The organism is Buttiauxella massiliensis (genome assembly GCF_902500225.1).
Classification (GTDB): Bacteria; Pseudomonadota; Gammaproteobacteria; order Enterobacterales; family Enterobacteriaceae; genus Buttiauxella; species Buttiauxella massiliensis.
Genome location: NZ_LR722650.1, coordinates 222,175 through 247,539, shown reverse-complemented (window position 1 = coordinate 247,539; position 25,365 = coordinate 222,175). Strand labels below are relative to the sequence as shown.

Here is a 25,365-nt window from a genome sequence, read left to right as displayed (position 1 = left end):
CGTCTCCTTAAGCGCTATGGTGGCGGGCAAGCCAGGCTTTCCAGCCGCCCCACGCGGTGATATCCGTGGCATCAGAGAGTGCTGCGGGCTCGCAGATAAACCCTTTCACGCTCCGACCATCTTCAAGCGTCAATGTGCCGATCCCTAGTGGAGCCGGGATTTCCGCCACAAACTCACCAAAGCGCGCCAGCGGGATGTCCCATAGTTCAACGGCAATCGGCTGCCCTTCGGAACTGCGTGCAAGGCCAGGTTTCGGCGGCTGTGTATTAGCCAGCGCGTAAAGGCGGTAATTGGCGGCAGTAAAGGATTCTTCGATAAACACCGCATTTCGGGTGGTGAGCTGGTGGTTGAGCGGCATTCCGCGCAGATGTGCCCCAACCACAGCGACACGAACATGATTGGCTGATAGTTTTTCGGCATTACTCACAGGCAGCGTTTTATCGGTCGCACCTAAAGGCAAATTCAATGCCTGCTGCCAGCGTTTCCCGAAGTGACTCAGCGCCTGGTCATGCCATGCGGGTGCGATAAGCGTTATCCCGGCAGGGATTCCATCGGCACGGAAATCCCCTGGCAGTGCTAAAGCACAAAGGTCAGCCAGGTTCGTAAAGTTTGTGTAGGTGCCAAATTGCGAGTTGTAGCGCACCGGTTCCTGCGCCATTTCAGCGAGGGTATGAATGGTCGGCGACGTTGGCACCACCAGCGCGTCAAACTCGCTGAGCTGTGCGTTGATTTTTTGCGCCAGTTCCGCGCGGGTGTATTCCGCCTGCCAGGCATCGCAGGCCGTGTAATTCAGACCATTTGCCACAATGCCGCGTACGGTTGGGTCCATCGCTTCAGGCTTGTTTTTAAAAATATCACCAACCGCCACGGTGCGCTCAGCCACCCACGCGCCGTAATACAGCTGCTCAGCCAACTGGTTAAAGGCCGTGAAATCAATCGGCACCAGTTCCGCGCCCTGCTGCTGCAAACGCAGCAAGGTTCTGGCGAATGCGTTTTCGCTTAAGGTGTCGCCGAAATATTCAAGACGGTCGGGAATGGCAAAACGGAGTTTTTCACTAAAGCGTGCCGGTGCAGTTTGCGGGTTTTTTCGAGAGTATGGATCTTGCGGATCGTAGCCGCCCGCCACGGCGGCGACAGTTTCAGCATCTTCAACCGTTAACGCGAACACCGAAACACAGTCATTCAGGCGACATGCAGGGACAACGCCTGAGGTAGAAATCCAGCCTTTGGTCGGTTTCATGCCGACAATATTGTTAAACCCGGCCGGGACGCGCCCGGATCCTGCGGTATCAGTTCCCAGCGAGAAACACACCAGCCCACGCGCCACCACGGATGCGGAGCCAGAGCTTGAGCCACCGCTGACATAGTCTGGATTAAAGGTATTTTTTACGGCACCAAACGGGGAGCGCGTGCCGACTAACCCGGTTGCAAACTGGTCGAGGTTCGTTTTGCCTACCACAATTGCACCCGCCGCTTTCAGGCGAGCAATTACCGTTGCATCTTTTTCTGGTGTGTAGGTAAAAGCAGGACATGCAGCGCTGGTGGGCATTCCGGCGACATCAATATTATCTTTCGCCGCAAAAGGAACCCCTAATAATGGGAAGTCACCTGTTTGTTTTTCGCCAGAATTAATTGCCTGAAAAATTGTGGTTAATTGCACATAGATTTCGTCATGCGTCGCAATATATATCCAGGCGTTATCATCACGGGATAAATCGGCATCTAATTGCTGATATGCCGCTACAAGTTGTTGGGGATGCTGGCGGTAACTGGCTACCCATTCAGACAAAGTCGCTACTGACATAAACTGGAATCCCATCTGGTATACAAGATGAGATGAATAAAGCATTTAGCGTGCCAGGTATTTAGGGCGCTGATAATCAAGAGATTTAAATATATCTAACAACGCATCATTCATTTTTCGCACTCTTATAGAGCGAAGGATTAAGTTATTTATCCAGAAAGGTGCAAATAAACAATGTCATATTATTTTCTTATGTTTATTAATAAATCGGTCGTTTTGTAGAGTGGATAACCGCGGCACACATAAAAAATGTCATGTTCATGATTTGATAGTGTGATCAACCACCAGGAAAGCAAATTAACCATACAATACCCTAAGTATCGTCCTAAATACGGCATTAACACCGAATGCGGATGCACAAAATAGAATACGATTCCATCACAGATCGAATTTAGGTATAGCGCCAATAGCTGCTTATACTTCCTTAAAATGTCTAAAGGCAAACGAACATGAATAAGCCCGCCTCTACCGGTTTATTGCAGCAACCTAAACCGTTTTTTATGATTTTTTTTGTTGAGTTATGGGAGCGTTTTGGATACTACGGCGTGCAAGGTATTCTGGCCGTTTTCTTCGTTAAAGAGCTCGGTTTTTCACAGGAACAGGCCTTTGTGACCTTTGGTGCCTTTGCCGCTCTGGTTTACGGGCTGATCTCAATCGGTGGTTACGTTGGCGATCATTTATTAGGAACAAAACGCACGATGATTCTTGGTGCCGTGGTACTGGCGCTGGGCTACTTTATGACCGGTTTGTCGCTGCATAATCCTGATATGATCTTTATTGCCCTGGGCACCATTGCGGTGGGCAACGGGCTATTTAAAGCCAACCCGGCCAGTCTGCTTTCGAAATGTTATCCGCCAAAAGATCCCCGTCTGGACGGCGCATTCACTCTCTTTTACATGTCTATCAACATCGGTTCTTTGTTGTCTTTGTCTCTTGCTCCCGTCATTGCCAACAAATATGGCTACGCCGTTACCTACAACCTGTGCGGTATTGGCTTAGTCTTCGCATTGCTGGTTTATTTCTGCTGCCGTGGCATGGTGCGCGACATCGGCTCGGAACCCGATAGCAAGCCGATGAGCTACAAAAACTTACTGCTGGTTTTAGCGGGAACTGTGCTGATGATTTACGTTTGTGCGTGGCTGATGCATAACGTAAAAGTGGCTAATATTGTGTTAATTGTGCTGTCCATCATCGTGATTTTCCTCTTCTTCCGTGAGGCCGCGAAGCAAAACAAAAGCGATCGCAACCGCATGTACGTCGCTTTTGTGCTGATGATTGAAGCGGTACTGTTTTACATTCTGTATGCCCAGATGCCGACGTCTCTGAACTTCTTTGCTATCAATAACGTGCGCCATGAAATTCTCGGGTTTACTATCAACCCCGTCAGTTTTCAGGCTCTGAACCCATTCTGGGTGGTGGTCGCCAGCCCTATTCTGGCTTCGCTGTATACCCGTTTTGGTGCCAAAGGCAAAGATCTGACGATGCCTGCCAAATTCACTCTCGGCATGTTCCTGTGTTCGTTAGGCTTTTTAACTGCCGCCGCCGCTGGTATGTGGTTTGCTGACGCGCAAGGGCTGACCTCACCCTGGTTTATCGTGCTGGTGTATTTGTTCCAGAGTTTGGGTGAACTGATGATAAGCGCGTTAGGTTTAGCAATGGTCGCAGCGCTGGTGCCGCAAACTATGATGGGTTTTATTCTCGGGATGTGGTTCCTGACCCAGGCTGCGGCCTTCCTGCTTGGCGGCTACGTTGCCACCTTCACGGCAGTGCCAGAATCCCTTAACGATCCGCTGCAAACGCTGCCGATTTATACTGGTGTGTTCAGCAAAATTGGCATCACGACCTTTGTTATCGCGCTGATTATGGCCGCAATGGTGCCGTGGCTAAACCGTATGATGAATATGCAACCGGAAGTGAAAACCGCTTAACTTCTTCGTCTTTGTTTCTTATCACGCCGCCTTCAACGAAGGCGGTTTGTGATAACACTTTCTGAAACTTAAATAATGGTGCCGCCCTTGGTTAAATCTTCGCGGCGTTGTTCCACTTCCGCTTTGTGATGATGGCCCTTCTGCGCGATGGCGTTACGTAAACGCTGCTGCTGTGCGTAACGGTCTTCGCGGGTTAGCTCAGCATCGTCGCTCAGTTCAATCAGCAACTCATTCATATGCTCAATCACATTTTCAGTTACCGCTGCGTCTACGCGGGCAATAACATCTTCCAGGTGCGCCATAACTATCTCCTTAATTTTAGAGGGTATACCTTATGACTCTGCGATAATTTTCTCAAGCTCATCCATAACCTCAGCCGATAATGTCATCTGCGCCACGGCCAGGTTTTCACGCAGATGGCTCACCGACGAATTTACAGAATGAATCTAAGGCTCCGGCCAATGCCGCTGGATTCTCCCATGATATGGAATGCCCGCATTCGGTTAATACCGATGTGCTAATGCCCCCGTTTTGAACTTGTGTGAAATCACCGTCGGGGAGCGATTGTTCGCCAAAGATCAACGAACGCGGCAGTTTGCTATAGAGGAGAAAAATGATTCCATACCATTATTCTTCAGAAGCAGGATGGGAAGAAACACCCAATATTTTGTTCATATTGATGCCGGTGACAGCAAAACCGTTAGTTTCATAGACCTGTCTGGCTCTGCGGTTATCAGCAGCCACCCGAAGTTTGATCTGGTTATAGCCTTGCTGAATTAACCGCTCTTCCAGACTTTTCATCGCCTCACTACCCAGCCCCAGGCCACGAAACTGAGGAAAGAGATAAAAGTCGTTGATGTAAACAGATTTTAGTTCTGAGTCCGGCTTATACCATAGATAGCCAATATGCTGTTCTTCACCCAAATGGGTTTGTGTAATGCATAACACGACCTGCCCGGCACTCTTTTCACCGTCCGGGAAACTTGCCTCTGTCTCACGTCGAGCCTGTAACAAAGCATCCGCTTCCGATAGTCGATAACTACTGGCTATCTCACTTGCATAATCCACGACGAAGTAATCAACAAAGGCCAGAAAATCATGGCTTAACATAGGTTTGAACGTAACCATTTTTCATCCTTGTTTGTGTTTTTGCCGAGTCCAAAATATGACGCTTCCCACATCAGGAAGCGTCAGTCGAGATTAATTCAATTTCGCTTTCGAGAAATCACTGCCATTCAGGCTAACGCTATAACCCGTCACATTGCTGCGAGTTGCGTAAAAAGTTTTACCGTTTGCCAGTGGGATCCACGGCGCTTGTTGATAGAACACTTCTTGCGCCTGCTCATAGAGTTTAGCGCGCGCAGCCGGGTCACTGGTCAATTTCGCTTTTTGCGTTAACGCATCGTAGTCTTTGTCGCACCAACGTGCGGCGTTAGAGCCACTCTTGATGCTGCCGCAACCAAGCAGGGTATCTGCAAAGTTATCCGGGTCGCCGTTATCACTCATCCAGCCAAACAGTGCGGAGGAGTGCTCGCCCTTACGCATGCCTGAAAGGTATTCGCCCCACTCAAAGGTGACGATTTTCGCGTTCACACCCACTTTTGCCCAGTCATTCTGAATCATCTCGGCGATACGACGTGAGTTTGGGTTATATGGACGCTGCACCGGCATTGACCACAAATCCGTATCGAAGCCCTTCTCAAGCCCTGCTTGTTTTAACAGCGCTTTGGCCTTTTCAGGATTGTAGGTGCGATCGTAGAGATCTTTATTGAAACCCAACATTGTTGGCGGGATTGGAGATTTAGCAATCGTACCTGACCCCATAAACACCGCATTGATAATAGCTTGTTTATCCACGGCGTAGTTCAGCGCCTGGCGTACCAGCACGTTATCAAATGGCTTTTTGGTGGTGTTAAACGCCAGATAACCGACGTTCAGGCCATCTACCGTGTGTAAGGTCAGGTCCTTGTCGGCTTTAATAGCGTCAAATTGCACCGGTGCCGGGGCTGGAATAATCTGGCATTCGTTCTTCTGCAATTTCGCCATACGTGTCTGGACGTTTGGTGTAATGGAGAAGATCAGATGTTTGGTCGGCACTTCACCATTCCAGTAGTTCGGGTTAGCCACATAGCGAATCAACGAATCAACTTTATATTCCTGCAATGCAAACGGCCCTGTGCCGATTGGCGCAGTATCCACTTTTTCAGGGGTGCCCGCTTTTAGCATCGCATCAGCATATTCTGCTGAAAGAATTGAAGCGAAATCCATACCCCAGTCTGCAAGGAATGCCGCGTTAGGTTCGCTCAGGGTGAACTGAACGTGGTTATCATCAAGCTTTTTAACTTCGGTTATCAGCTTATCGAGCCCGACATCATTGAAGTATTCGTAAGTCGCCTGCGACACGTTGTGGTACGGGTTTTTCGGGTCCTTCTGGCGCATAACTGAGAAAACGACGTCGTCAGCATTGAAATCGCGGGTCGGCTTAAACTCTTTATTGCTATTGAACTTCACGCCTTTACGGAGGGTAAAAGTATACGTTTTACCATCCGGGCTGATTTTCCATTCGGTCGCCAGTGACGGAACCGGTAAGTTGTCGCTTGGGCGAAACTCAACCAGGCGGTTATAGAGCGTTTGCGAACTGGCAACAAACGTAGGGCCGGAGCTGGCAATTTGTGGGTTGAAGGATTCTGGTGAGGCCTCTGAACAATAAACTAGCGTGTTATTCGCTGCAGCCAATGCAGCCGTTGCGGGTAAGAAACTGCTGAGCAACAGTGCGAGAAGTGTTTTCCCTGTCGACATAGTTTTGCCTTTTGTATGCTTGCCAAATGAAAAGTGAACTTATAATTTTGAGCGTCAATAACACCATAGCTCTTAAATTCTGACAAATAACAAAAGGCTCTCAGGTTATTCATTAATAGTGATATTCGTGCATTTTAACGCCACCAGCAGCACAATGCACCACCATATTCATTTACAATGACGCAACAAACTTCTGTAAGATCGCACGCGAAAAAGGCGTATCGCTCACTGCGGCTAATAACGCATCACGGTCTTTGCCTTTCATCGCCACTCTTTCACTACGGCTGGTAATGATTTTATTCATCACTGGCGCACTAAATTCTGGGTGGAATTGCACCGAAAGTGCAGTCGATGAATAGCGGATAATCTGGTGTGGATCGTGACTGGATGCTGCAAGCACCACGGCACATGACGGTAGCGTAAGCACGCTTTGCTCGTGGCTTAAAAACGTATCAAAAGAGTTTGGCAAACCTTCAAGTAACGGGTCATGACGTGCTGCATCATTCAAGCTGACGGCAATTTGCCCCACTTCGCTGCCTTGCGGATGGTAATCCACCGCACCGCCTAGCGCGTATGCCATCAATTGGTGCCCATAACATACACCTAATACCGGAACCCCCGCGCCAATAATCTCACGCAACCAGTTGGCCGTGCGCTCACTCCACTCTTCATGGTCGGTGACCATCGCCCATGAACCCGAAATCACCGCACCGCTAAACGTACCCGCCGCTGGCAGTCGCTCACCTTCAAACGGGCAAACAACTTTAATTGGGCCAACATCACCTAATGCGGCTTTAAACCAGTCAGGCTGTTCGCCAACAGCCGCGCGAATATCAGTGGGAGGATGGCCCATTTGAACCAGCAATAAAGGTAGTGTTTCTGACATTGATTGAACGCCCTTTTGATTTTGGGATGACTTTAATCAGTAGCACAAAACCTGCGAACGCCCCAAAGACTTAAGTGCAATCGCCCGATAATTAGAAAAAAGTGCCATCTCTTCCGCCGTTTGCCTGTGCCGGGAATCCGTAAAATGGAAAGTGTGAAAATGGCTCAAGCGGAGCTGAAAACAGCAGGATTGATGACGTGGCAAAAACATTATTGCGCAGCGGATGCTTAGATGATTTTCTTTCGCTCGGCGAAAACGGGCAGACTGTGTTCGACTCAGCGCTACAAATTCGCGAAACATTACGCTTACGCAAACAGCAAGCGGTGGTCGACAGCCTTGCGATACCTCAACCAAACGATGAAGGCGATCGTGTTGACTGGTACGCCCCCTTTGAAGGCAGCGTTGTCAGTTGGGCTGCCGCCAGTGATGAGCAACGTAAAAAAGCCCTGCGCTATCTCGATAACTGCCAGGCCAACATCGCCTCGCTGATTCAGCGTTGCCAACAGGCGGAAAAAACGTCCATTCAGCTTTTTGGCTCGTTACTCGCCAATACATTGCAGTTTCCGGGTAGCCCGCATGTTTATCTGGTAGACGGGAAACCGGTCATCACTTTTTGGGGGTTTGTGACGCTTAATAGTAGTGCCCGTCCTGATCCACTGGATTGCTTACGCATTGCTGAAGAACACGAGCCGGTAATTGAATTCCTGCCAGAACCGCCGCCTGCTGCGCCACCTGTCGTGGTGTTAAGCGAGCCCGATGAGCCACTCTATTCCGTGGCGGCACTCACACCTGTGGCATCTCAAAATGATGAGCCATTGGTATCAGCGCCAGAGGCTGAAGTCGTGCGTGAAACTCCCGTCACGAAAAAGCCGAAGCGTTGGTTACCTCCTGTTGCAGCCGCCATCATCGCCTGCATCGCTGCTCCACTTTCTTATTATCTGGTATCGGCACCCCATGCCGAACCTTTAGCTCAGAAACAAGCGGAAGTTAAACCTCAGACCATCGCTCCAGCAGCCATTCAGGCAGCACCGGTGGCCCATGTTTCAACTTTGCCTGTCACTCAAGCCGCGGTCGTTGAACCACCAGCGCCGGAACCAGAACCTGCTGCTGTTACAACGACAACACCGGCAGCTGAAATACCTAAAGGCGCACTGGTTTTACCGGCTGATTCGCTAAAAATTGGCTCGACAAAATTCCTCAACGGCAACTGGCGTGTGGCCATCAACGTTAAAGATTCCATCACCGGCAAACCACCTACGCTGCGTTATCAAATTGCCAACAACAAAGGCAATGTGCGGCTGGTGCATGGCGACAATATTGTTTGCAAAGCAGAAGTATTCTCTGGGCTGATGCAGTCCGGTACGTTGATGATCAAAACCCGTGGCAATGCGCGTTGTAGCGATGGCTCACGCTATCCGCTGCCGGAAATATCCTGCAAACCTGGCGAGAATGATGTCGCCGAGTGCAGTGGGCGCTACGAGGAGGACACCGTGGTTCCTGTGACATTTAAAAAAGTGGGTGATTAATCAATGTTTGCCACTCTGTATCCCTATAAGTCGAGCGTGACGCTCATTAAAGACAGCGGCATTCAGTTTCTGGATTTCGGCCTTGCTCCGCAGCCTAATGCTCCGCATACCGGGCGCTTTGTGCGTAAAACGGCGAACGGCCCGCTTTTACGCCTTGATTACGATGTGATACCGGGCAAATTTACTCTGCCAGGCACACAGGGCTCGGCTCCTGAGGTAGTGAAACCGGAAAGCACCATCACACTTGGCCATTCCCTGAAACTGCTGGATAAAACCTGGCTGCCGCTGCCGTTCCTGCGTTTTAATCCGCCACGTACTTTTGTGGGCGGCCCGGATAACTGGGCACGAGTGCAGATTCGTTGCCTTGAAACACCGGACTCGGCTGGAAACACCGTACGCATTACCATCGCACTGGATACAAAAATCCTCGCCGATGATAACCCTGCGGCCCATTTGGCTCCCACGCAAAATGATGTCCGTAACGGAGCCCGTTTTGCCCTTGCGTGGCACAACGAAGAAATTAACGACTTTATCGATCAAACCTGGGTTGATGGCTGGCTGCGTGAAGTGTTCACGCAATTTGCCACCCGCCACGAATCCAGAACAGAGCGTGAGATCAGCAACGCGCTGAAAACCTTCGAGTACCAGGCGCACTATCTCAATATTATCGAAATGCTCGGCGCACAGCTTTCAGTGCCAGAAGTGAAAATTGTCACCGCCACGCTGCAAGCCCCGGCGATCCCCGTCGATCTTGTACTGGATGTCGGCAATACCCACACCTGTGGCGTATTGATTGAAGACCACGGCGAAGCCAATGACGGCCTGCGCCAGACTGCCGAGCTGCAAATTCGCTCGCTCAGCGAACCACAAACCATCAACGAAGCGATGTTTACCAGCCGCCTCGAATTCTCTGAAGCCAAATTCGGCAAACAGCATTTCTCGGTGGAAAGTGGCCGTGACGATGCGTTTGTCTGGCCATCGATTGCCCGCGTTGGCGATGAAGCTCGCAGCATGGCTTCTGCCCGTTTAGGGACCGATGGCGCAAGTGGCATCTCCAGCCCGCGCCGTTATCTATGGGATGAAACTCCGGCCAACCAGGATTGGCGTTTTAGCCAAATGGGTGTGAAAACCCAGCGTGAACCACTGGCGACCGCTTATCCCCTGATGAACCTGATGAATGACGACGGGCAGCCGCTCTATTCATTACCGCTGGAAGACCGCCTGCCAGTGTTCTCGCCACAGTACAGCCGTAGTTCGTTAATGACCCTGATGCTGTGTGAGTTACTGGCACAGGCGCTGATGCAGATTAACAGCGTCGGCTCACGCCAGAGCATGGGGCACCTCAATGCGCCACGTCAGCTACGCCATCTGATCCTGACACTGCCTTCGGCGATGCCAAAACAGGAGCGTGAGATCTTCCGCCAGCGAATGCAGGAAGCAGTAGGTCTGGTGTGGAAAGCGATGGAATGGCACCCCACAGATGATGGTTTCACCAGCGAGCGTGATTTCCAGAAAAGTGTCGTCCCAGTCCCTGATGTTCAGATGGAGTGGGACGAAGCCACCTGCGGGCAATTGGTGTGGCTGTATAACGAAGCGTTGGTCAACTATGCCGGGCAAACGGGCAACTTCTTTAAAAGCCTCGCTCGCCCGGACCGCGAGTTAGCCGCTGATGAACTGCCGGGCAAAACGCTGCGCGTCGCATCCATTGATATCGGTGGTGGCACGACCGATATGGCTATCACCCAGTATCATCTTGATGATGGTGTCGGCAGCAATGTGAAAATTGCTCCGCGTTTATTGTTCCGCGAAGGCTTTAAAGTCGCGGGTGACGACATTTTGTTGGATGTTATCCAGCGCTGTGTGCTCCCTGCATTACAGGCACAAATTCACCAGGCAGGTGTGGTTGATACCACCGGTCTAATGACCACCTTGTTTGGTGAGTCCGGGCGCATGGACACGCGAGGTACGCTGCGCCAGCAAACCGCACTGCAACTGTTTATCCCTCTTGGGCATGCAGTGCTGTCTTACTGGGAAAATAGCGATCCCGACGATCGCCACGCAACACTCGAAGCGACATTTGGCGAACTGTTGGCCCAGCGCCCAACAGATAACGTGATCAATTATGTTCAACAGGCTGTACAGCACGCGCTGCCGGCTGATGCTCCAGCGTTTGATCTATTCAGCGTGCCATTACAGGTTGAACTGGCATCGCTACAAGAAGCGTTACTTGCAGGGCAATTCACTCTGACCGCCCCGCTTCAGGCGCTGTGTGAAGTGATAAGCCACTATTGCTGCGATGTGCTGTTGGTCACCGGGCGTCCGGCCTGCTTGCCAGGCGTGCAGGCATTATTGCGCTACCAACAACCGGTACCAGTGAACCGCATCGTCTGGTTGGATAATTATCAGACTCATGAGTGGTACCCATTTAGCCAACAAGGCCGTATTGGCAACCCGAAATCTACCGCCGCTGTTGGCGCCATGCTGTGCAGCCTGGCGATGGACTTGCGCCTGCCTGGCTTTAACTTCAAAGCCTCTGACATTCAGGCGTACTCCACTGTGCGCTATCTGGGCATGCTCGATGGCAACAACACATTGGTTGAGAAAAACGTCTGGTATCGCGATATCGATCTCGACGATGCGAAATCAACGCTTGATACCCGTCTGCATTTCCCGCTACGCGGCAATGCTTGTCTCGGTTTCCGCCAGCTTGATGATGCCCGCTGGCCTGCCACACCGCTGTATACACTGGCGATTAACTCACCGCAGTTGGCAAAAGAGATAGCCGGTGAAGGTGTGCTAAATGTGCGCTTGCAACAAACACGCGAAGCCGATGCTTTTGTGCTGGCGGAAGCCTGGTTGCAGGATGGCAGCAAAGTGCCACTTAACCAGCTCAGTTTTAAATTGAATACCCTGGCAGGAAGCTACAGCGGAGCCAGCCATTACTGGATTGACAGCGGGAGCGTGTATCAAAAATGAACCAAATAACCTCAACGCTGCACCCTTTAGTGGACTGGGTACAACAGACTCGCCAGACTGTTCCCCTGGTGGAAAATGAAGCCGATGGGCTACTGTATAAACTGGCTACACTCCAGCAGCGTCAGCACCAGCTTGACTTACAGACGGAGCAACCGCTAACAATTGGCTTATACGGCCACTCGATCGCGGGCAAGCATCACCTATTGACCACACTACTGGGCGATAATCATGAACGTATCGAGATTATGCTCGGCGGAAAAGTGCTGGATTATCTGACGCACATTAACCCTGGGCATGCGCCCGGTATTGCCGTGCGTTTTACTCGCCGCGAACTGCCGGTTGCGGAACATTATCCGTTACTCATCACGCTGTGCAGTAGCAGTACGCTTGCTCAGCGTATGATTCGCCAGTATCACGCCAACAGTGCTACCCGTTTTGCGCAGCCCGAGGTGATCGCATTAAAGCTCAAAGAGTTACAGTCTCGCCGCCAGGCACAACCGATGCCAGGGCTGACACAGCTGCAATTCTCCGATATTGCACAAACTTACCAGCAAGTGGTCCGCCGCCAACATCATCTGGATAATACGTTGTGGCAACAAATGGCCGAGCTTCTGCCGTGGCTAAGCTGCGCCGATCAAGCCACATTACTGGCACCACTTTGGGGAGATAACGCCACCATTACCGCTCACTGGCAGCATCTCGCGCAGACGTTGAATCATTTAGGTTACGCCCATCAGGTTTTAGCTCCTGCCAGCCTGCTGGTGGATACCTTCCTGCTTCCGGTAGAAGGCTTCTTGATCCCCACCACGCCAGATGAACCAGAAATGAATGCGGACGTGCTGGTTTGCCCTCTGGTCAATCAACAAGCCGGGACACAGACCAGCCTGGCTCAGCAGGATTTACAGCAGTTGAGCGCGGAAATTACGCTTTCGCTTAACTACCAGCCACGCCTGGCACAGGTTGAAGTGGTCGATATTCCCCTCGCGCAGCTTGATGATTACGCACAATATCTACAGCCCGATAAATTAGTGGTATGCAATGCGGCAGCCGAGCGTCGGGAAGTGAATGCAGTTGGTAAAATGCTGGCGCGTTGGGTCGATAAAACCCAGGCCAGTAATGCCACTACACCAGGTCTGATTTGGGCGATTACTCCGCGCGATGCCCGTTTTACCGGCGCTAACCTTGATGAAGGCGTGCAACGTGTTATAGGTCTGCCAGGTAAACGTTGGGGGACTTTGCAAGCGCTGGATAGCCGTAATATGCACCGTTTGCTGGAGTGGCTTGCCGATGCGCTGGTTCCGGCACAGCGGACACTGCGTATTGAGATGTTGCAGGCCGCGCTGAATACGGAAGTCAGCGCCCTGTTCACCCATATGATTGAAGACGAAAACCTCACACCGGAACGCGCACGTTCTCAGGCTGAAGGTCTGGTGCGCGCGCTGCAATCCCACGCGGCCCTTCATGGCGAACTGCTGGCAAGCTTATTGCCGGAGCGCCATGTCTTACAGCAACGTTGGGTAAGCCACCAGCAATTACGTAGCCAACAGCCGGCGGGTTTCCATCTGGATATCGATCTGTTTGCAGAAGCAGACAGCAGTGAAACACAAACGCGCAGCCCTGACAGTTTTGCCACCGTAGTACATCTGTTGTGGATTAATCATTTGCGTCAGTTGGCAACTCGCCACGAGGTTGCTCATCTTTCCGGGCTGGATAACACTCAACTTCAGGCACTTTGCCAATTGTTGATTGTCGCCAGTTATCGCCTGAAATTACCTGAACAGCTTGAGTCGGCATTGCGCCACGGTGATGGCAGCATGGCGCAGGAAATCACCTGTGTGACAGCCGTATTAGGCGATTTTGTTAGCTGGTTGGGTTATGCCCACGTTGCTCCAGCTTTGCGCCCGGCAAGTCGGGTGAATAAAGGCTCACCTGTGTTTGCACCACAAAAACAGGCGACAGCCAGCACCCGCCTGGTGCGCTTGGGCGAGCAACCCGCTCGTGGTAGCACGCTTTACGTCTATGACTGGCTGGTGGCGCTATATACCCGCGCGGTGGAAAACATCGGCTATCGCCATCCGCTGGATGTGAGCGATGCTCAGAAAGCGAAACTGAAAGCGTTGTTGAATTTGTAACCCTGCAACGGGTGGATAATTTTTGCGCTTATCCACCCGACAAAACTATCATAGCGGGCAATACATCTGACCGTTGCTAAAACTCCAGTCATCAGTCTGATTAAATTGAATAACTACCATCACATCATCAGGATGGATAGCTAATTCCTGATGCAAACGCTCGCTAAGTTGGTGGTAAAAGCTCTGCTTTTGTTCGCTAGTACGTGCTTTCCCGGCAGTTATCTGGAACAAAATAAAGTTATCACTGCGTTTACCGCTCAGATATTCACGGTCAAATACGCGCTGGCTGATGGGCAATCGCTCGAAAACCTGAAATTTATCTTTTAGCGGTACCGCAAATTGCCCGGTCAGGCTCTGATGCAAAATCTCAGAAATCTTCGCCAGTTGTTCATCATCATAATGTTCACCAAGGGTGATTCGGGTAAAAGGCATCAGTGAGTCTCCTCATCCATACAACTTAGTGCGGACACCGCAGCAGGCCAACCTGCGTAAAATGCCAGATGGGTGAAAACTTCCGTCAGTTCCTCATTGCTCAAACCATTTTGCCGGGCAAAGTTCAGATGCCATGGCAATTGTTGCATGCGCCCAAGAGCGACCAGAGTTGCCACCGTGATTAAGCTGCGATCGCGTGGCGACAGTTGTTCGCGCGTCCATATATCATCAAAAAGCACATTATTGCTCAGCTCAGCAAGCTTCGGGGAGAGGCGGGAAAGCGTATTTTTATCGAGTGTTTTGCTCATGTAGTTCGCTCCTGATTGACAGTGAACTCATCATGGCGCAATAGTTACGTCCACAAAATCGCATAATTCAAAACTAACCATCCCGATTTTAAGGACGATAATGAACAAACTGGCCCCGACTCTCGATCTGGATGCACTACGAAGTTTTGTTACCGGCATTGAGTCAGGCAGTTTTGCTCAGGCGGCGACTCGCTTGTCCCGTTCAACTTCGGCAGTTAGCGCGCAATTGAAAAAACTGGAACGACAGTGTGATGCCGCTCTGGTGGTAAAAAAAGGACGGCACCTTGAACTCACCCGTCATGGCGAAATATTGATGGGCTACGCGCGGCGAATTCTGGAGCTTAACGATGAAACTCTGCGCGCCCTGAAAGGTGAGTTGCTGAAGGGTGAAATTCGCATTGGGATGCAGGAAGATTTTGGTGAATCACTGATGCCAGGAATACTCGGCCAGTTCAAACGCCATCATCCCGGTGTCAGGATTGTGGCAAAAGTCGACCGCAACCAAGCCCTACAGACAGCACTTGATAACAGCCAACTCGATATGGCGCTGATGTGGCAGCCTGCAACAGCATCCAGCCAGGGCAAGCTTCTTGGGCAGTGCAAACTGGAATGGATCCATCATCCGGACTTAGACATTCCCGCACTACTGGCAAGTGGTGAACCCTTGCCGCTAGTGATGTTTGAAAACCCCTGTCTGATGCGTTCAAGAGCAACCGAATGTCTTGACCAGGCGGGTATTGCCTGGCGGGTTATATTTGTCAGCCATAGCCTCAGTGGTATTTGGGCGGCAGTTCAGGCCGGACTTGGGTTGACGGTACGGACCCACATTGGTATGCCCAGCAATCTACATAAGGCATCTCATCTACTACCTTCACCAGGATCGCTGGGTATCACGCTTAAACAGCTGAAAATATCAGGCGCCGATAAAAGTGTACAAACTCGCCTCGCACAGTTAATGGAAGAGGCGTTATCTACGCTCAGCTATTGAAAGAGCACCCATCACCCTGCCAGCCGGTAGTTTTTAGAAATTGCTCCCACGTCAACGCGTCTGGGTTAGTCTGCCTGCTCCACAAGAGATCGCGGTCCGGGCGGTAATAACCCTGTTCAACGGCGTATTCTGTAGATGGGGAAAATTAACGTATCGTCGGTCTTACGCGGCTGGTAATACTCAAGCAGGTTAGTATAGAAAAACGCCAATGGTTTTATAAGGCGAATAAGCAATAGCACCGCCTACCATTAATGCCCGGGTGACGCTACCTTTACCCGACCTAAAAAAGGGTTGCTGCCACGCGATCACAAAACAAAAGTATCTCCTGTTGCAGGAGCGAACACGTTCGGCAACCACAGGCGTCCCCATGCCCCGGTACAATGGCAGCCCATTACTTTCTGAATTTTTAGCTGGTGTAAAAAACGCCTGACTCGCAATAACTCAAGCGGCAAAGCACTACGCAGATGGAAACCGCCAATTAATGCATAGACCTGCTTAATCCCAGTGATATTTTGACAATGACGCACAATATTTATGATCCCCCGATGCCCGCATCCAGTAATAATCACTAGCCCATGGTCGGATTTATAAATAAGCACGCCCTCATCTATAACGTAATCCACAGCAGCGTTGTCGCCACTGATAATTCCGTATGCTCTGGGTTCATCTACTTTGATTTCCCCCGACCACAAAAAACGCTCGCTGATAGGCACAGGTGTGCGGCTGTATTCCATTTGATGGCGAGAATAGTCAATGTCTAGCGATAGCTTTTTTAGTCTTCGACTAAAACCCGCAAGTTTTACTGATGCAAAGCGTTCATTGGCTATCTGAGGATGGCAGATAATACGGCTGTTATTGGGCAACCAGGGTACACCACCACAATGGTCATAATGGCCATGTGAAAGTACCGTCGCAGTAAGATCTGTGAGAGACACTCCCATCACGGCCGCATTATGCAAAAAACTACTATCAGGGCCGGTATCGAATAAAACCGAGGTTGTTTCATCCTTAATCAACAGGCTAAGCCCGGCTTTACCAAGCAACGATTTCTCTGCCCCGTCAGCCCGCCTATTTTCCAGTAATACCTTGATAGTTAATGGCATGTTTGTCCCTCACTGAGAAAAATTCATCGTCGCCCATTATAGGGAATTATTTCAAATGGTACGGTGACATGCTGCTCAGAGGCAAAAAGAATGCTCTGTTTCAAAGGGATTGAGAGTTGATAGCTGAATTAATTCCATCACCCTAAGTACATTAAATTGCTGGGAAAAGCATTTAATCCTCACTACACTCGATGACACCTTAACATTTAAATAACAAAAGAGGTGTCAGATGCCACGAACATCCCCTATCTCTATTTCGATGCTGATCAATGGACTGCCCGTTGATGCACAAAACCAGGCAACTTTTGAACGCCGCAATCCGCTAGATGAACACGTCGCGACTATCGCACCTGCTGCCACTGTCAATGATGCTCGCGCAGCAGTCGAAGCCGCAAGCCAGGCATTTGTCGCCTGGTCACAAACTCCGCCAAACCAGCGCCGGGCTTTGCTTTTAAAAGCCGCTGATGCGCTGGAAGCCAAACAAGCCGCATTTGTCGCCGCGATGTTGGCCGAGACAGGTGCTACCGCTCAGTGGGCTGAATTTAATGTGCATTTAGGCGCCGGGATTCTGCGTGAAGCCGCAGCTCTCACCACGCAAATTAATGGTGAAGTTATCCCATCAGATGTGCCAGGAAATCTGGCAATGGCAATACGCCAACCTGCGGGTGTCGTGCTGGGAATGGCACCGTGGAATGCACCGGTGATTCTCGGCGTGCGGGCTATCGCCACACCGCTGGCCTGCGGCAACTGCGTAGTACTGAAGGGTTCTGAAATCTCCCCCGCAACACATGGTTTGATTATTGATGCACTCAATGAAGTCGGATTCCCGGCGGGTGTGGTCAATTTTGTCACCAATGCGCCACAAGATGCGGGAACCGTAGTGGAGACAATGATTGCTCATCCCGCAGTGCGCCGAGTGAACTTCACCGGTTCAACGCACGTCGGAAGGATTATCGCGCAAACTTGTGCTCGTTATCTCAAACCTGTGGTTTTAGAGCTGGGTGGCAAAGCACCTTTGCTGGTTCTGCATGATGCTGACATTGATTTGGCGGTGAACTGTGCGGCGTTCGGAGCCTTCGCCAACTCCGGGCAAATCTGCATGTCAACCGAACGCATTATCGTTGACGAACGGGTAGCCGATGAATTTGTAGCAAAATTTGCAGCTAAAGCGACGAGTTTGCCGTGCAGCGATCCGCGCCTTGGCCCTACCGTGCTGGGTTCAGTTGTCGATGTACAGACGGTTTCGCGCTGCAATGATTTGATTGATGACGCATTGGCAAAAGGTGCAAAGCTGGTTGCCGGTGGCAAAGCGGATTCCACCCTCATGCCCGCTACAGTGCTGGATTTTGTCACTAATGAAATGCGCATTTACCACGAAGAATCCTTTGGGCCGGTAAAAGGAATTATTCGTGCAAAAGGTGATGACGAAGCGCTGGCTATCGCCAATGACAACGATCTTGGCTTGTCTGCTGCGGTATTCAGTCGCGATACCGTTCGCGCATGGAATATTGCCAGCCGCATTCAAAGCGGAATCTGCCACATCAATAGCCCAACGGTGCACGACGAAGCGCAGATGCCATTTGGCGGTGTGAAAGACTCAGGTTACGGTCGTTTTGGTGGGCAGGCAGGAGTACGAGAGTTTACCGATCTGCGTTGGATAACGATGCAAACACAGCCTCGCCCCCTGCCGTTCTAGCGAAAATGGTGGATGACGTGATGCGCTTGTCCACCTTTTCCCCGCTCGCCAATATCCACTCATTTGAATTCTGATCACTGCGCTAATAATACGATAAAGGTTGCAGGTCAAAAATCGGTAGCTGGAAATTATTCATGATTTCTGCCAGGATTTGCTTATTCATCAACCAACTGAATATATAAGGAGGAACCCATGCTGCTGTTTCGTGAAATTTTGTTTATTTCACATACCTTTGGTGATCGCCATAGCTCAAGCGTTATCGATATCGCACTGCGATAATCCGGCTTGAGCGAAGCAACCAACTGCAATCCCTTCCCTCGGGCTTACCGGGTTATCGTCAGCCATATTTGACGAGGCGTTTTAGCGCCTGTAACTCTTGAGTAAGCAACAATGAGCACATTATTAACCGCACAATCCCTTAGTCTTGATACCGCTTTCGGCCCGCTGCTGGCTGACATCACTTTTACGCTTAAAAAAGGCGATCGCCTGGGCTTAATCGGCCACAACGGCTGTGGTAAAAGCACCCTTCTTAAATTGCTTGATGGCACAATCGAACCCAATAGTGGCAGCGTGACGCGCGCGCATCACTGCTTATTGGCGCGTGTCGAACAGCATTTACCTAAAGATTTACATTCTCTCACCTTACTTGAAGCCGTGATAGCGAGACTGAGTGAAGCACAGCAACATACCGATGGCTGGCGAGCACAGGCGCTCTTAGCCAGCATGGGTTTTGATGAAAGTGCCTGGCAACTCAGTGCCGGAACGCTAAGCGGTGGGCAACACACACGTTTATTATTGGCGCGTGCGTTGATCACCGAGCCGGATCTCTTGCTGCTTGATGAACCAAGCAACCACCTCGATTTGCCCACACTACTGTGGCTGGAGCAGTTCTTACGTAACTGGAACGGCAGCTTTGTGCTGGTTTCTCACGATCAACATCTGTTGGATAACGTCACCAACGGAACATGGATCCTGCGTGACCACGGACTCAGTTTCTTCCAGCTACCCTGCTCTGCAGCCCGCGCAGCTCTTGAAGAGCGTGACCGTACCGATGCACACCGCCATCAGGCCCAGCAAAAGGAAATTGACCGCATAGCGGCCAGTGCGAAACGTCTGGCAATTTGGGGCAAAGTCTATGACAACGAAGACCTTGCCCGTAAAGCTAAGCAAATGGAAAAACGCGTCGACAAACTTAAGGACAGCCAAACCGAGCTAAGTGCTGCGAACCTGTGGCAACTGATACTCAAAGGCGAGGCATTACCCGCTAACCGCCTGCTGGAAATGGAAAACCTGTCGGTAAGTCCGGCACCGGATTGTCCTCCACTGTTTAACCTGACTATGCAACGCCTGAAAAGTGGTGATCGGGTGGCAATAATCGGCAAGAACGGCTGCGGAAAATCATCTTTATTACGCCTGCTGTGGCAGCATTATCAGCAGTCGCAAGATGAGTCCTCAATCCGCCTGCATCCACGCGTAGAGATGGGTTATTACGACCAGACACTCCATCAGTTACGTGACGGTGACACCTTGCTCGAAGCACTCGAACCTTTTGCGCCGTTATCCGAGCGCGATCGCAAAATGGCGTTGATCAGCGCCGGTTTTGCCTGGTTACGCCATGGGCAAACGGTCAGCACTTTGAGCGGTGGAGAACGATCCCGATTGCTGTTTGTTGGGCTGACTCTTGCGCGCTATTCTCTGTTACTGCTTGATGAGCCAACCAACCATCTGGATATGGAAGGCAAAGAGGCGCTGGCAGAAACGCTGCAAAGTTTTGAAGGTGGCGTGTTGCTGGTCACACACGACAGGACATTAATCGCCAAAAGCTGTAACCGCTTCTGGTTGATTGATAATGGCGAATTGAGCGAGTGGCACTCACTTGAGGGGCTATATGCGCAACTGACAAATGACAACGTCGATATCGTGACAACGTCACAGAAAGACGAGTCATCAACGGCGGTTCTGGTTCATTCGGAAACTGAAAGCTGGTTGGAACGCCTGGTTGAGCTGGAGGAGAAGCTTGCGCAGGATTTAGCACGCAAGCAAAGCCACCAGAAACCAGCGCTTCAGCAGCAATGGCGGATGGAGATTGCCGCGCTTAATCTGCGGCTGGAACTCGAGTAAACGTTAGCATCGGATGTCGCGGAGCTAATCCGACCTACGAGGTAACACCATTCATTTAAGCTAATGAATTAGGGGAAACACCGGGATTTGGTTCCCGGAGGGACCCCAAACCCGGTGGTCGCCCCGGATATCTCATTCTTAAACTAACGGTGTTAACAACCTACGAGTGGCATTTTCTGGGAGTTTATAGGGTGGATTAGCGCAAGCGACATCCACAGATTCACATCATCTAAAATGTTGCCCAGTTATCGTCTTCGTCTATAACGGTTTTAGCGGCCTTAGCGGTGGTTTTCGGCTTTTCAGGCTGAGTTTTGACAACGTTAGGCTGATGGCTTAAACGAAATGTTCCTACCGCGGTAGTCAGGCGTGCCGCCTGCTCCTCAAGAGAATTCGCCGCAGCGGTTGCTTCTTCAACCAGTGCTGCGTTCTGCTGCGTCACATTATCCATCTCGTTTATCGCGATCCCGACCTGCTCAATACCACGACTTTGCTCATCCGATGCCGCCGCAATTTCTTGCATGATATCGGTGACACGTCGCACCGCGCCGACAATATCCGTCATAGTTTCGCCTGCATGGGCAACCTGACTTGAGCCACTATCAATGAGCGATACTGATTCACTGATAAGCCCCTCAATTTCTTTGGCAGCTTGTGCACTGCGCTGTGCCAGAGTGCGTACTTCAGTCGCTACCACAGCAAACCCGCGCCCTTGTTCACCGGCTCGCGCCGCTTCAACCGCCGCATTCAGCGCCAGAATATTGGTCTGGAAAGCAATGCTGTTGATGACCGCAGTTATCTCGGAAATTTTCTTCGAGCTGGTAGAGATATTGGTCATGGTTTTCACAACACTTGAGACAATGCGCCCACCGTCACCGGCTTTGTTAGAGGCTTCTTCGGCAAGCCTGGTCGCGTGATGGGCGTTATCTGCATTCTGTTTCACCGTGGCCGTTAACTGCTCCATACTGGCCGCCGTTTCTTCAAGTGCCGCCACTTGCTGTTCAGTACGCGCCGACAAATCGGTGTTACCGGCAGAGATCTCGCTGGTGCCCTGGTAAATCGCCTCGGCCCCCATGCGCACTTCGCCAACCGTATTCACCAATGAAACCTGCATATCCTGCAAGTTCTGATTCAGTTTGCCGATTTCACTGTTACCGAACGATTGCAATGGCTGGGTTAAATCGCCTTTGGAGATATGTTCGATGCGCGTTGCCGCCTGTTGCAGAGGTTGAATAACCACGCGGCGTAACACGACAAAGGTAAATATCGTCAGGAGCAGCGCGATTGCAAATGCACATGCCATGACCATCACACTTAAATGTGAGCGGGCCTGGGCTTGCTCATGAAGTGCTACTGCACGCTCGGTACGGATCTTCGCCGCTTGCTCTAACACTTTGTTGTAGTCCGCATCCAGCTTGCGGGCTTCTTCATTTTCATGATTGATGATGGCCTCAAACATGCCGTTTTTGGCATATTTCATCATCGGCGCCATACCTTTATTCAGATATTCATCAAAGCGTGTGCGTAGCTGGCTATCCAGCGCTTCACCCGCCTCAACTTTGTCTGCACGAGCCATATAAATATCGAAACTGGCCTGCGCTTGTTTAATCAGCTTTTCTGCCTCAGCGATATTAAATTTCATATCATCCATGTCGGCCACACGCCCTGCCGCCCCTGCATGGATGATATTCAGTCGCGCACTACGCAAATTAGTCGAGCTTTCCGAAAGCCCAATCCGTACCTGAATTTCGTTGGTCACATCTTGCAGCGCTTTGTCGCTCTGGATCAAAAAATAGCTCGCAAGCCCTACACATAAAGCGAACAGCACTAAAATCCCAACCAGAATTGATGTAAACAGCGGCACTAATCGGATGTTGTGCCAGAAACGAACAGCCCCTTGTGGGGAGATTTTTGTAGTTGCCATGTCCTTGGTTTCTCTTTTTGTAAAAAGGTGTTTCTGTAAAAGAGTCATCGGCCATGAGAAACAAAAGATTGAACAAAAAGTTGTCGTTTTGTGGAGGGGTTAACAAATCATCGATGAATAGTTATACAGATCACAGTTTAGCCCTGGAATTAGTAAGGCTTACATTCAGTTTAAACCGGAGTAAACTGACTGTAACAGTAAATGGCGTAACCGCGTGCGGTCGCTCAAAGGACAACAATTAAGCGTTATGAAATTTAAATCTGCAATCAAACCCTATCGCGCTGCAGCCGGTGGCTGGGGCTCTCTTGAAGCAACTACCCGCTTTGTTATCGACAGTAAACACGCCATAAAAAACCTGCGCAACTTGATGCGCATGAACAAAGCCAAAGGGTTTGACTGCCCAGGTTGTGCATGGGGCGATGACAATAAAAGTACTTTTAGCTTCTGCGAAAATGGCGCGAAAGCAGTGACATGGGAAGCAACTCGCCGTTTTATCGATAACGAGTTTTTTGCTAAACACAGTGTCAGTAATCTGTATCAGCAGAGCGATTATTTCCTTGAATATCAAGGACGCCTTACTGAGCCGTTGCGTTACAACCCGCAGACTGACCATTACGAAGCCATTAGCTGGGATGACGCACTGGCGCTTATCGGTCAGCATATTAAAGCATTGGATAATCCCGACCAGATGGAACTGTACACCTCAGGACGCGCGAGTAACGAAGCGTCTTATCTGTACCAATTATTCGGTCGCATGATGGGAACCAATAATTTCCCGGACTGCTCGAATATGTGCCATGAAGCCAGCGGCAGCGGGCTTAAACGCAGTATCGGCGTCGGTAAAGGCACCATTCATTTAGATGATTTCGACAAGGCTAATGCCATTTTTGTGTTTGGCCAAAACCCAGGTACTAACCATCCTCGCATGTTGCATAGTTTGCGCCACGCAGCTGAGAACGGCGCACAAATTGTGACCTTCAATACCCTGCGTGAACGCGGTCTTGAGCGTTTTGCCGATCCGCAAAAGCCGTTAGAAGTGGTGACACCACTGGCCGGTAAAATCAGTAGCTACTATTACCAGCCGAACCTGGGCGGTGATATGGCTGCGATTCGCGGTATGGCAAAAGCGCTACTGGAAACCCATCGTCAGAAACTTGAGAACGGTGACACGGGTATTTTCGATGAAACCTTTATTGCTGAGCACACTCATGGCGTGGAAGCATGGTTTGCTGAAATCGACAACACGTCCTGGGAGCACATTACCCATCAATCCGGATTGAGCGAGCAGCAACTGCGTGATGCCGCGACTATCTGGCAGCAGGCCGAACGTGTGATTTGCACCTGGGCAATGGGAATTACCCAGCACAAACACTCCCTGAACACCGTACGTGAAATCGTTAACCTGCAACTTCTGGGTGGCCATCTTGGAAAACCTGGTGCGGGCCTGTGCCCAGTGCGCGGTCACAGTAATGTGCAGGGTAACCGCACGATGGGCATTGATGAAAAACCATCGGCTGCATTACTCGATAGCCTTGCAACTCATTTCGATTTTGAACCTCCACGCGCGCAAGGCCATAACACCGTTGAAGCTATTGCGGCAATGCTACGTGATGAAGTTAAAGTTCTGATTACACTTGGTGGCAATCTTGCGGCAGCAGCACCAGATAGCCCTCTCACCGAGGAAGCTCTGCAACGTTGCGGCCTGACGGTTCATATCAGCACCAAACTTAACCGCAGCCATGTCGTACCCGGCAAAGAGTCACTGATTTTGCCAACGCTTGGGCGTACTGAAGAAGATATGCAGGCCAGTGGGCGGCAGTTCATCACCGTTGAAGACTCATTCAGCATGGTGCACGCATCTGAAGGTATCGGGAAACCGATTGCTGCAACACAGCGTTCAGAAACCGCCATTGTTTGTGGGATTGCTAACACCGTTCTGGGGCAAGAAAAGCTCGACTGGCTGGCATTGTCAGGGGATTACAATCTGATTCGCGACCATATTGCGGCCACCCTTCCAGGCTTTAAAGATTTTAACCAGCAGTGCGAAAAACCAGGTGGTTTCTACCTTGGTAACGCGGCGGCGGAATTGCGCTTTAACACCCCGACGGGGAAAGCGGAATTCAGTGCAGTCCCTCTTCCGAAATCATTATTTGGTGATTTGAAAGCCCCGTTTGCGCTGCAAACCTTACGCTCGCACGATCAATACAACACCACAATTTACGGGTTGGACGACCGATACCGTGGTGTTTACGGCCAGCGTGAAGTGCTATTTATTAACCCAGAAGATCTTGCGGCACTTGAGTTGCACGAGGGCGACCTGGTAGATATCGAAACGATATGGAACGATGGCATCACACGCAAAGTCAGCGGTTTTAAAATCGTGCCTTACAACATCCCGCGCGGCAATCTGGCAGCCTATTACCCTGAAACGAACCCATTGGTTCCTCTGAGCAGCGTCGGCGACGGCACCGGGACGCCAACATCGAAATCAGTACCGGTTAAAATTTGCCGTACTGCTCCCGTTGAACGCCTGCGTATAGCTTAAACCTCCCGTTACTCTGCATTTGTCGGGTAGCCCACGCTACCCGACCCCCCAACCCATTCCGCTACTAATTCGCAATAAATGCGCGATTTCTCATTAACAACTTTGCAATACCATAACGGAAGATTATGATACCCCAGCATTAACCATTTGGTTCGTTATGCGTAAATCACTTTCGAGATAACGCTAAATACAGTCACCAC

The 25,365-nt window shown here is 50.7% G+C and carries 17 protein-coding genes; 8 read left to right on the top strand and 9 right to left on the bottom strand.

Annotated features, from left to right (window positions below; translation table 11 throughout):
• Positions 1 to 7 precede the first annotated feature (7 nt).
• Positions 8 to 1,804, bottom strand: a complete 1,797-nt coding sequence (atzF, locus tag GC128_RS05635) for an allophanate hydrolase (protein ID WP_151993481.1) — start codon at positions 1,802 to 1,804, stop codon at positions 8 to 10.
• A 449-nt stretch (positions 1,805 to 2,253) separates the two neighbouring features.
• Here atzF and dtpB point away from each other — a divergent pair, with 449 nt between their 5' ends.
• Positions 2,254 to 3,732: a dipeptide/tripeptide permease DtpB gene (gene dtpB, locus GC128_RS05630; RefSeq protein WP_151993480.1), complete on the top strand. Its 1,479-nt coding sequence runs from the start codon at positions 2,254 to 2,256 to the stop codon at positions 3,730 to 3,732.
• 68 nt (positions 3,733 to 3,800) lie between these two features.
• On the opposite strand, the gene GC128_RS05625 is transcribed toward dtpB, so the two are convergent.
• The 4 genes from GC128_RS05625 to GC128_RS05610 all read right to left on the bottom strand — a co-directional run bounded on the left by GC128_RS05625 (position 3,801) and on the right by GC128_RS05610 (position 7,417).
• A complete protein-coding gene (locus tag GC128_RS05625) occupies positions 3,801 to 4,034 on the bottom strand; it encodes a DUF2526 family protein (RefSeq protein ID WP_151993479.1) in 234 nt (77 codons plus the stop codon).
• Between the two features lie 325 nt (positions 4,035 to 4,359).
• Positions 4,360 to 4,860 carry a GNAT family N-acetyltransferase gene (locus tag GC128_RS05620; RefSeq protein WP_151993478.1) on the bottom strand — a complete coding sequence of 167 codons (501 nt, stop codon included), beginning with the start codon at positions 4,858 to 4,860 and terminating at the stop codon, positions 4,360 to 4,362.
• Between the two features lie 72 nt (positions 4,861 to 4,932).
• Positions 4,933 to 6,531, bottom strand: a complete 1,599-nt coding sequence (locus GC128_RS05615; protein ID WP_151993477.1) for an ABC transporter substrate-binding protein — start codon at positions 6,529 to 6,531, stop codon at positions 4,933 to 4,935.
• A 172-nt stretch (positions 6,532 to 6,703) separates the two neighbouring features.
• Positions 6,704 to 7,417, bottom strand: coding sequence for a glutamine amidotransferase (locus GC128_RS05610; RefSeq protein ID WP_151993476.1), 714 nt, complete (start codon positions 7,415 to 7,417; stop codon positions 6,704 to 6,706).
• 197 nt (positions 7,418 to 7,614) lie between these two features.
• Between GC128_RS05610 and GC128_RS05605 the strand changes: the two genes are divergently transcribed.
• From GC128_RS05605 to GC128_RS05595, 3 genes are read left to right on the top strand one after another with little or no spacing between them, the layout of a single operon-like run.
• Entirely contained in the window at positions 7,615 to 8,943 is a 1,329-nt protein-coding gene (locus tag GC128_RS05605) for an SrfA family protein (protein ID WP_151993475.1), read from the top strand.
• 3 nt (positions 8,944 to 8,946) lie between these two features.
• A complete protein-coding gene (locus GC128_RS05600) occupies positions 8,947 to 11,919 on the top strand; it encodes a virulence factor SrfB (RefSeq protein WP_151993474.1) in 2,973 nt (990 codons plus the stop codon).
• Positions 11,916 to 14,051, top strand: coding sequence for a virulence factor SrfC family protein (locus GC128_RS05595; RefSeq protein ID WP_151993473.1), 2,136 nt, complete (start codon positions 11,916 to 11,918; stop codon positions 14,049 to 14,051). The genes GC128_RS05600 and GC128_RS05595 overlap by 4 nt, the downstream gene beginning before the upstream one ends.
• 48 nt (positions 14,052 to 14,099) lie before the next feature.
• On the opposite strand, the gene GC128_RS05590 is transcribed toward GC128_RS05595, so the two are convergent.
• Together GC128_RS05590 and GC128_RS05585 are read right to left on the bottom strand one after the other, a co-directional pair.
• Positions 14,100 to 14,483 carry a tautomerase family protein gene (locus GC128_RS05590; RefSeq protein WP_151993472.1) on the bottom strand — a complete coding sequence of 128 codons (384 nt, stop codon included), beginning with the start codon at positions 14,481 to 14,483 and terminating at the stop codon, positions 14,100 to 14,102.
• Complete coding sequence (locus GC128_RS05585; protein WP_151993471.1) at positions 14,483 to 14,791, bottom strand: carboxymuconolactone decarboxylase family protein; 309 nt, start codon at positions 14,789 to 14,791, stop codon at positions 14,483 to 14,485. Before GC128_RS05585 ends, GC128_RS05590 begins: the two co-directional genes overlap by 1 nt.
• Before the next feature lie 100 nt (positions 14,792 to 14,891).
• Between GC128_RS05585 and GC128_RS05580 the strand changes: the two genes are divergently transcribed.
• Positions 14,892 to 15,779 (top strand): LysR substrate-binding domain-containing protein, encoded by an 888-nt coding sequence (locus GC128_RS05580; RefSeq protein WP_151993470.1) that lies wholly within the window; start codon positions 14,892 to 14,894, stop codon positions 15,777 to 15,779.
• Positions 15,780 to 16,084: 305 nt separating this feature from the next.
• Here GC128_RS05580 and GC128_RS05570 read toward each other — a convergent pair whose 3' ends face one another.
• Positions 16,085 to 16,882: an MBL fold metallo-hydrolase gene (locus GC128_RS05570; protein WP_151993469.1), complete on the bottom strand. Its 798-nt coding sequence runs from the start codon at positions 16,880 to 16,882 to the stop codon at positions 16,085 to 16,087.
• Between the two features lie 229 nt (positions 16,883 to 17,111).
• Between GC128_RS05570 and GC128_RS05565 the strand changes: the two genes are divergently transcribed.
• Both GC128_RS05565 and GC128_RS05560 read left to right on the top strand, forming a co-directional pair.
• Positions 17,112 to 18,578 carry an aldehyde dehydrogenase gene (locus GC128_RS05565; protein ID WP_151993468.1) on the top strand — a complete coding sequence of 489 codons (1,467 nt, stop codon included), beginning with the start codon at positions 17,112 to 17,114 and terminating at the stop codon, positions 18,576 to 18,578.
• Between the two features lie 390 nt (positions 18,579 to 18,968).
• Positions 18,969 to 20,699, top strand: a complete 1,731-nt coding sequence (locus GC128_RS05560; RefSeq protein ID WP_151993467.1) for an ABC-F family ATP-binding cassette domain-containing protein — start codon at positions 18,969 to 18,971, stop codon at positions 20,697 to 20,699.
• Between the two features lie 229 nt (positions 20,700 to 20,928).
• On the opposite strand, the gene GC128_RS05555 is transcribed toward GC128_RS05560, so the two are convergent.
• Positions 20,929 to 22,620, bottom strand: a complete 1,692-nt coding sequence (locus GC128_RS05555; protein ID WP_151993466.1) for a methyl-accepting chemotaxis protein — start codon at positions 22,618 to 22,620, stop codon at positions 20,929 to 20,931.
• 247 nt (positions 22,621 to 22,867) lie between these two features.
• Here GC128_RS05555 and GC128_RS05550 point away from each other — a divergent pair, with 247 nt between their 5' ends.
• Positions 22,868 to 25,165, top strand: a complete 2,298-nt coding sequence (locus GC128_RS05550) for an FdhF/YdeP family oxidoreductase (protein WP_151993465.1) — start codon at positions 22,868 to 22,870, stop codon at positions 25,163 to 25,165.
• Positions 25,166 to 25,365 lie beyond the last annotated feature (200 nt).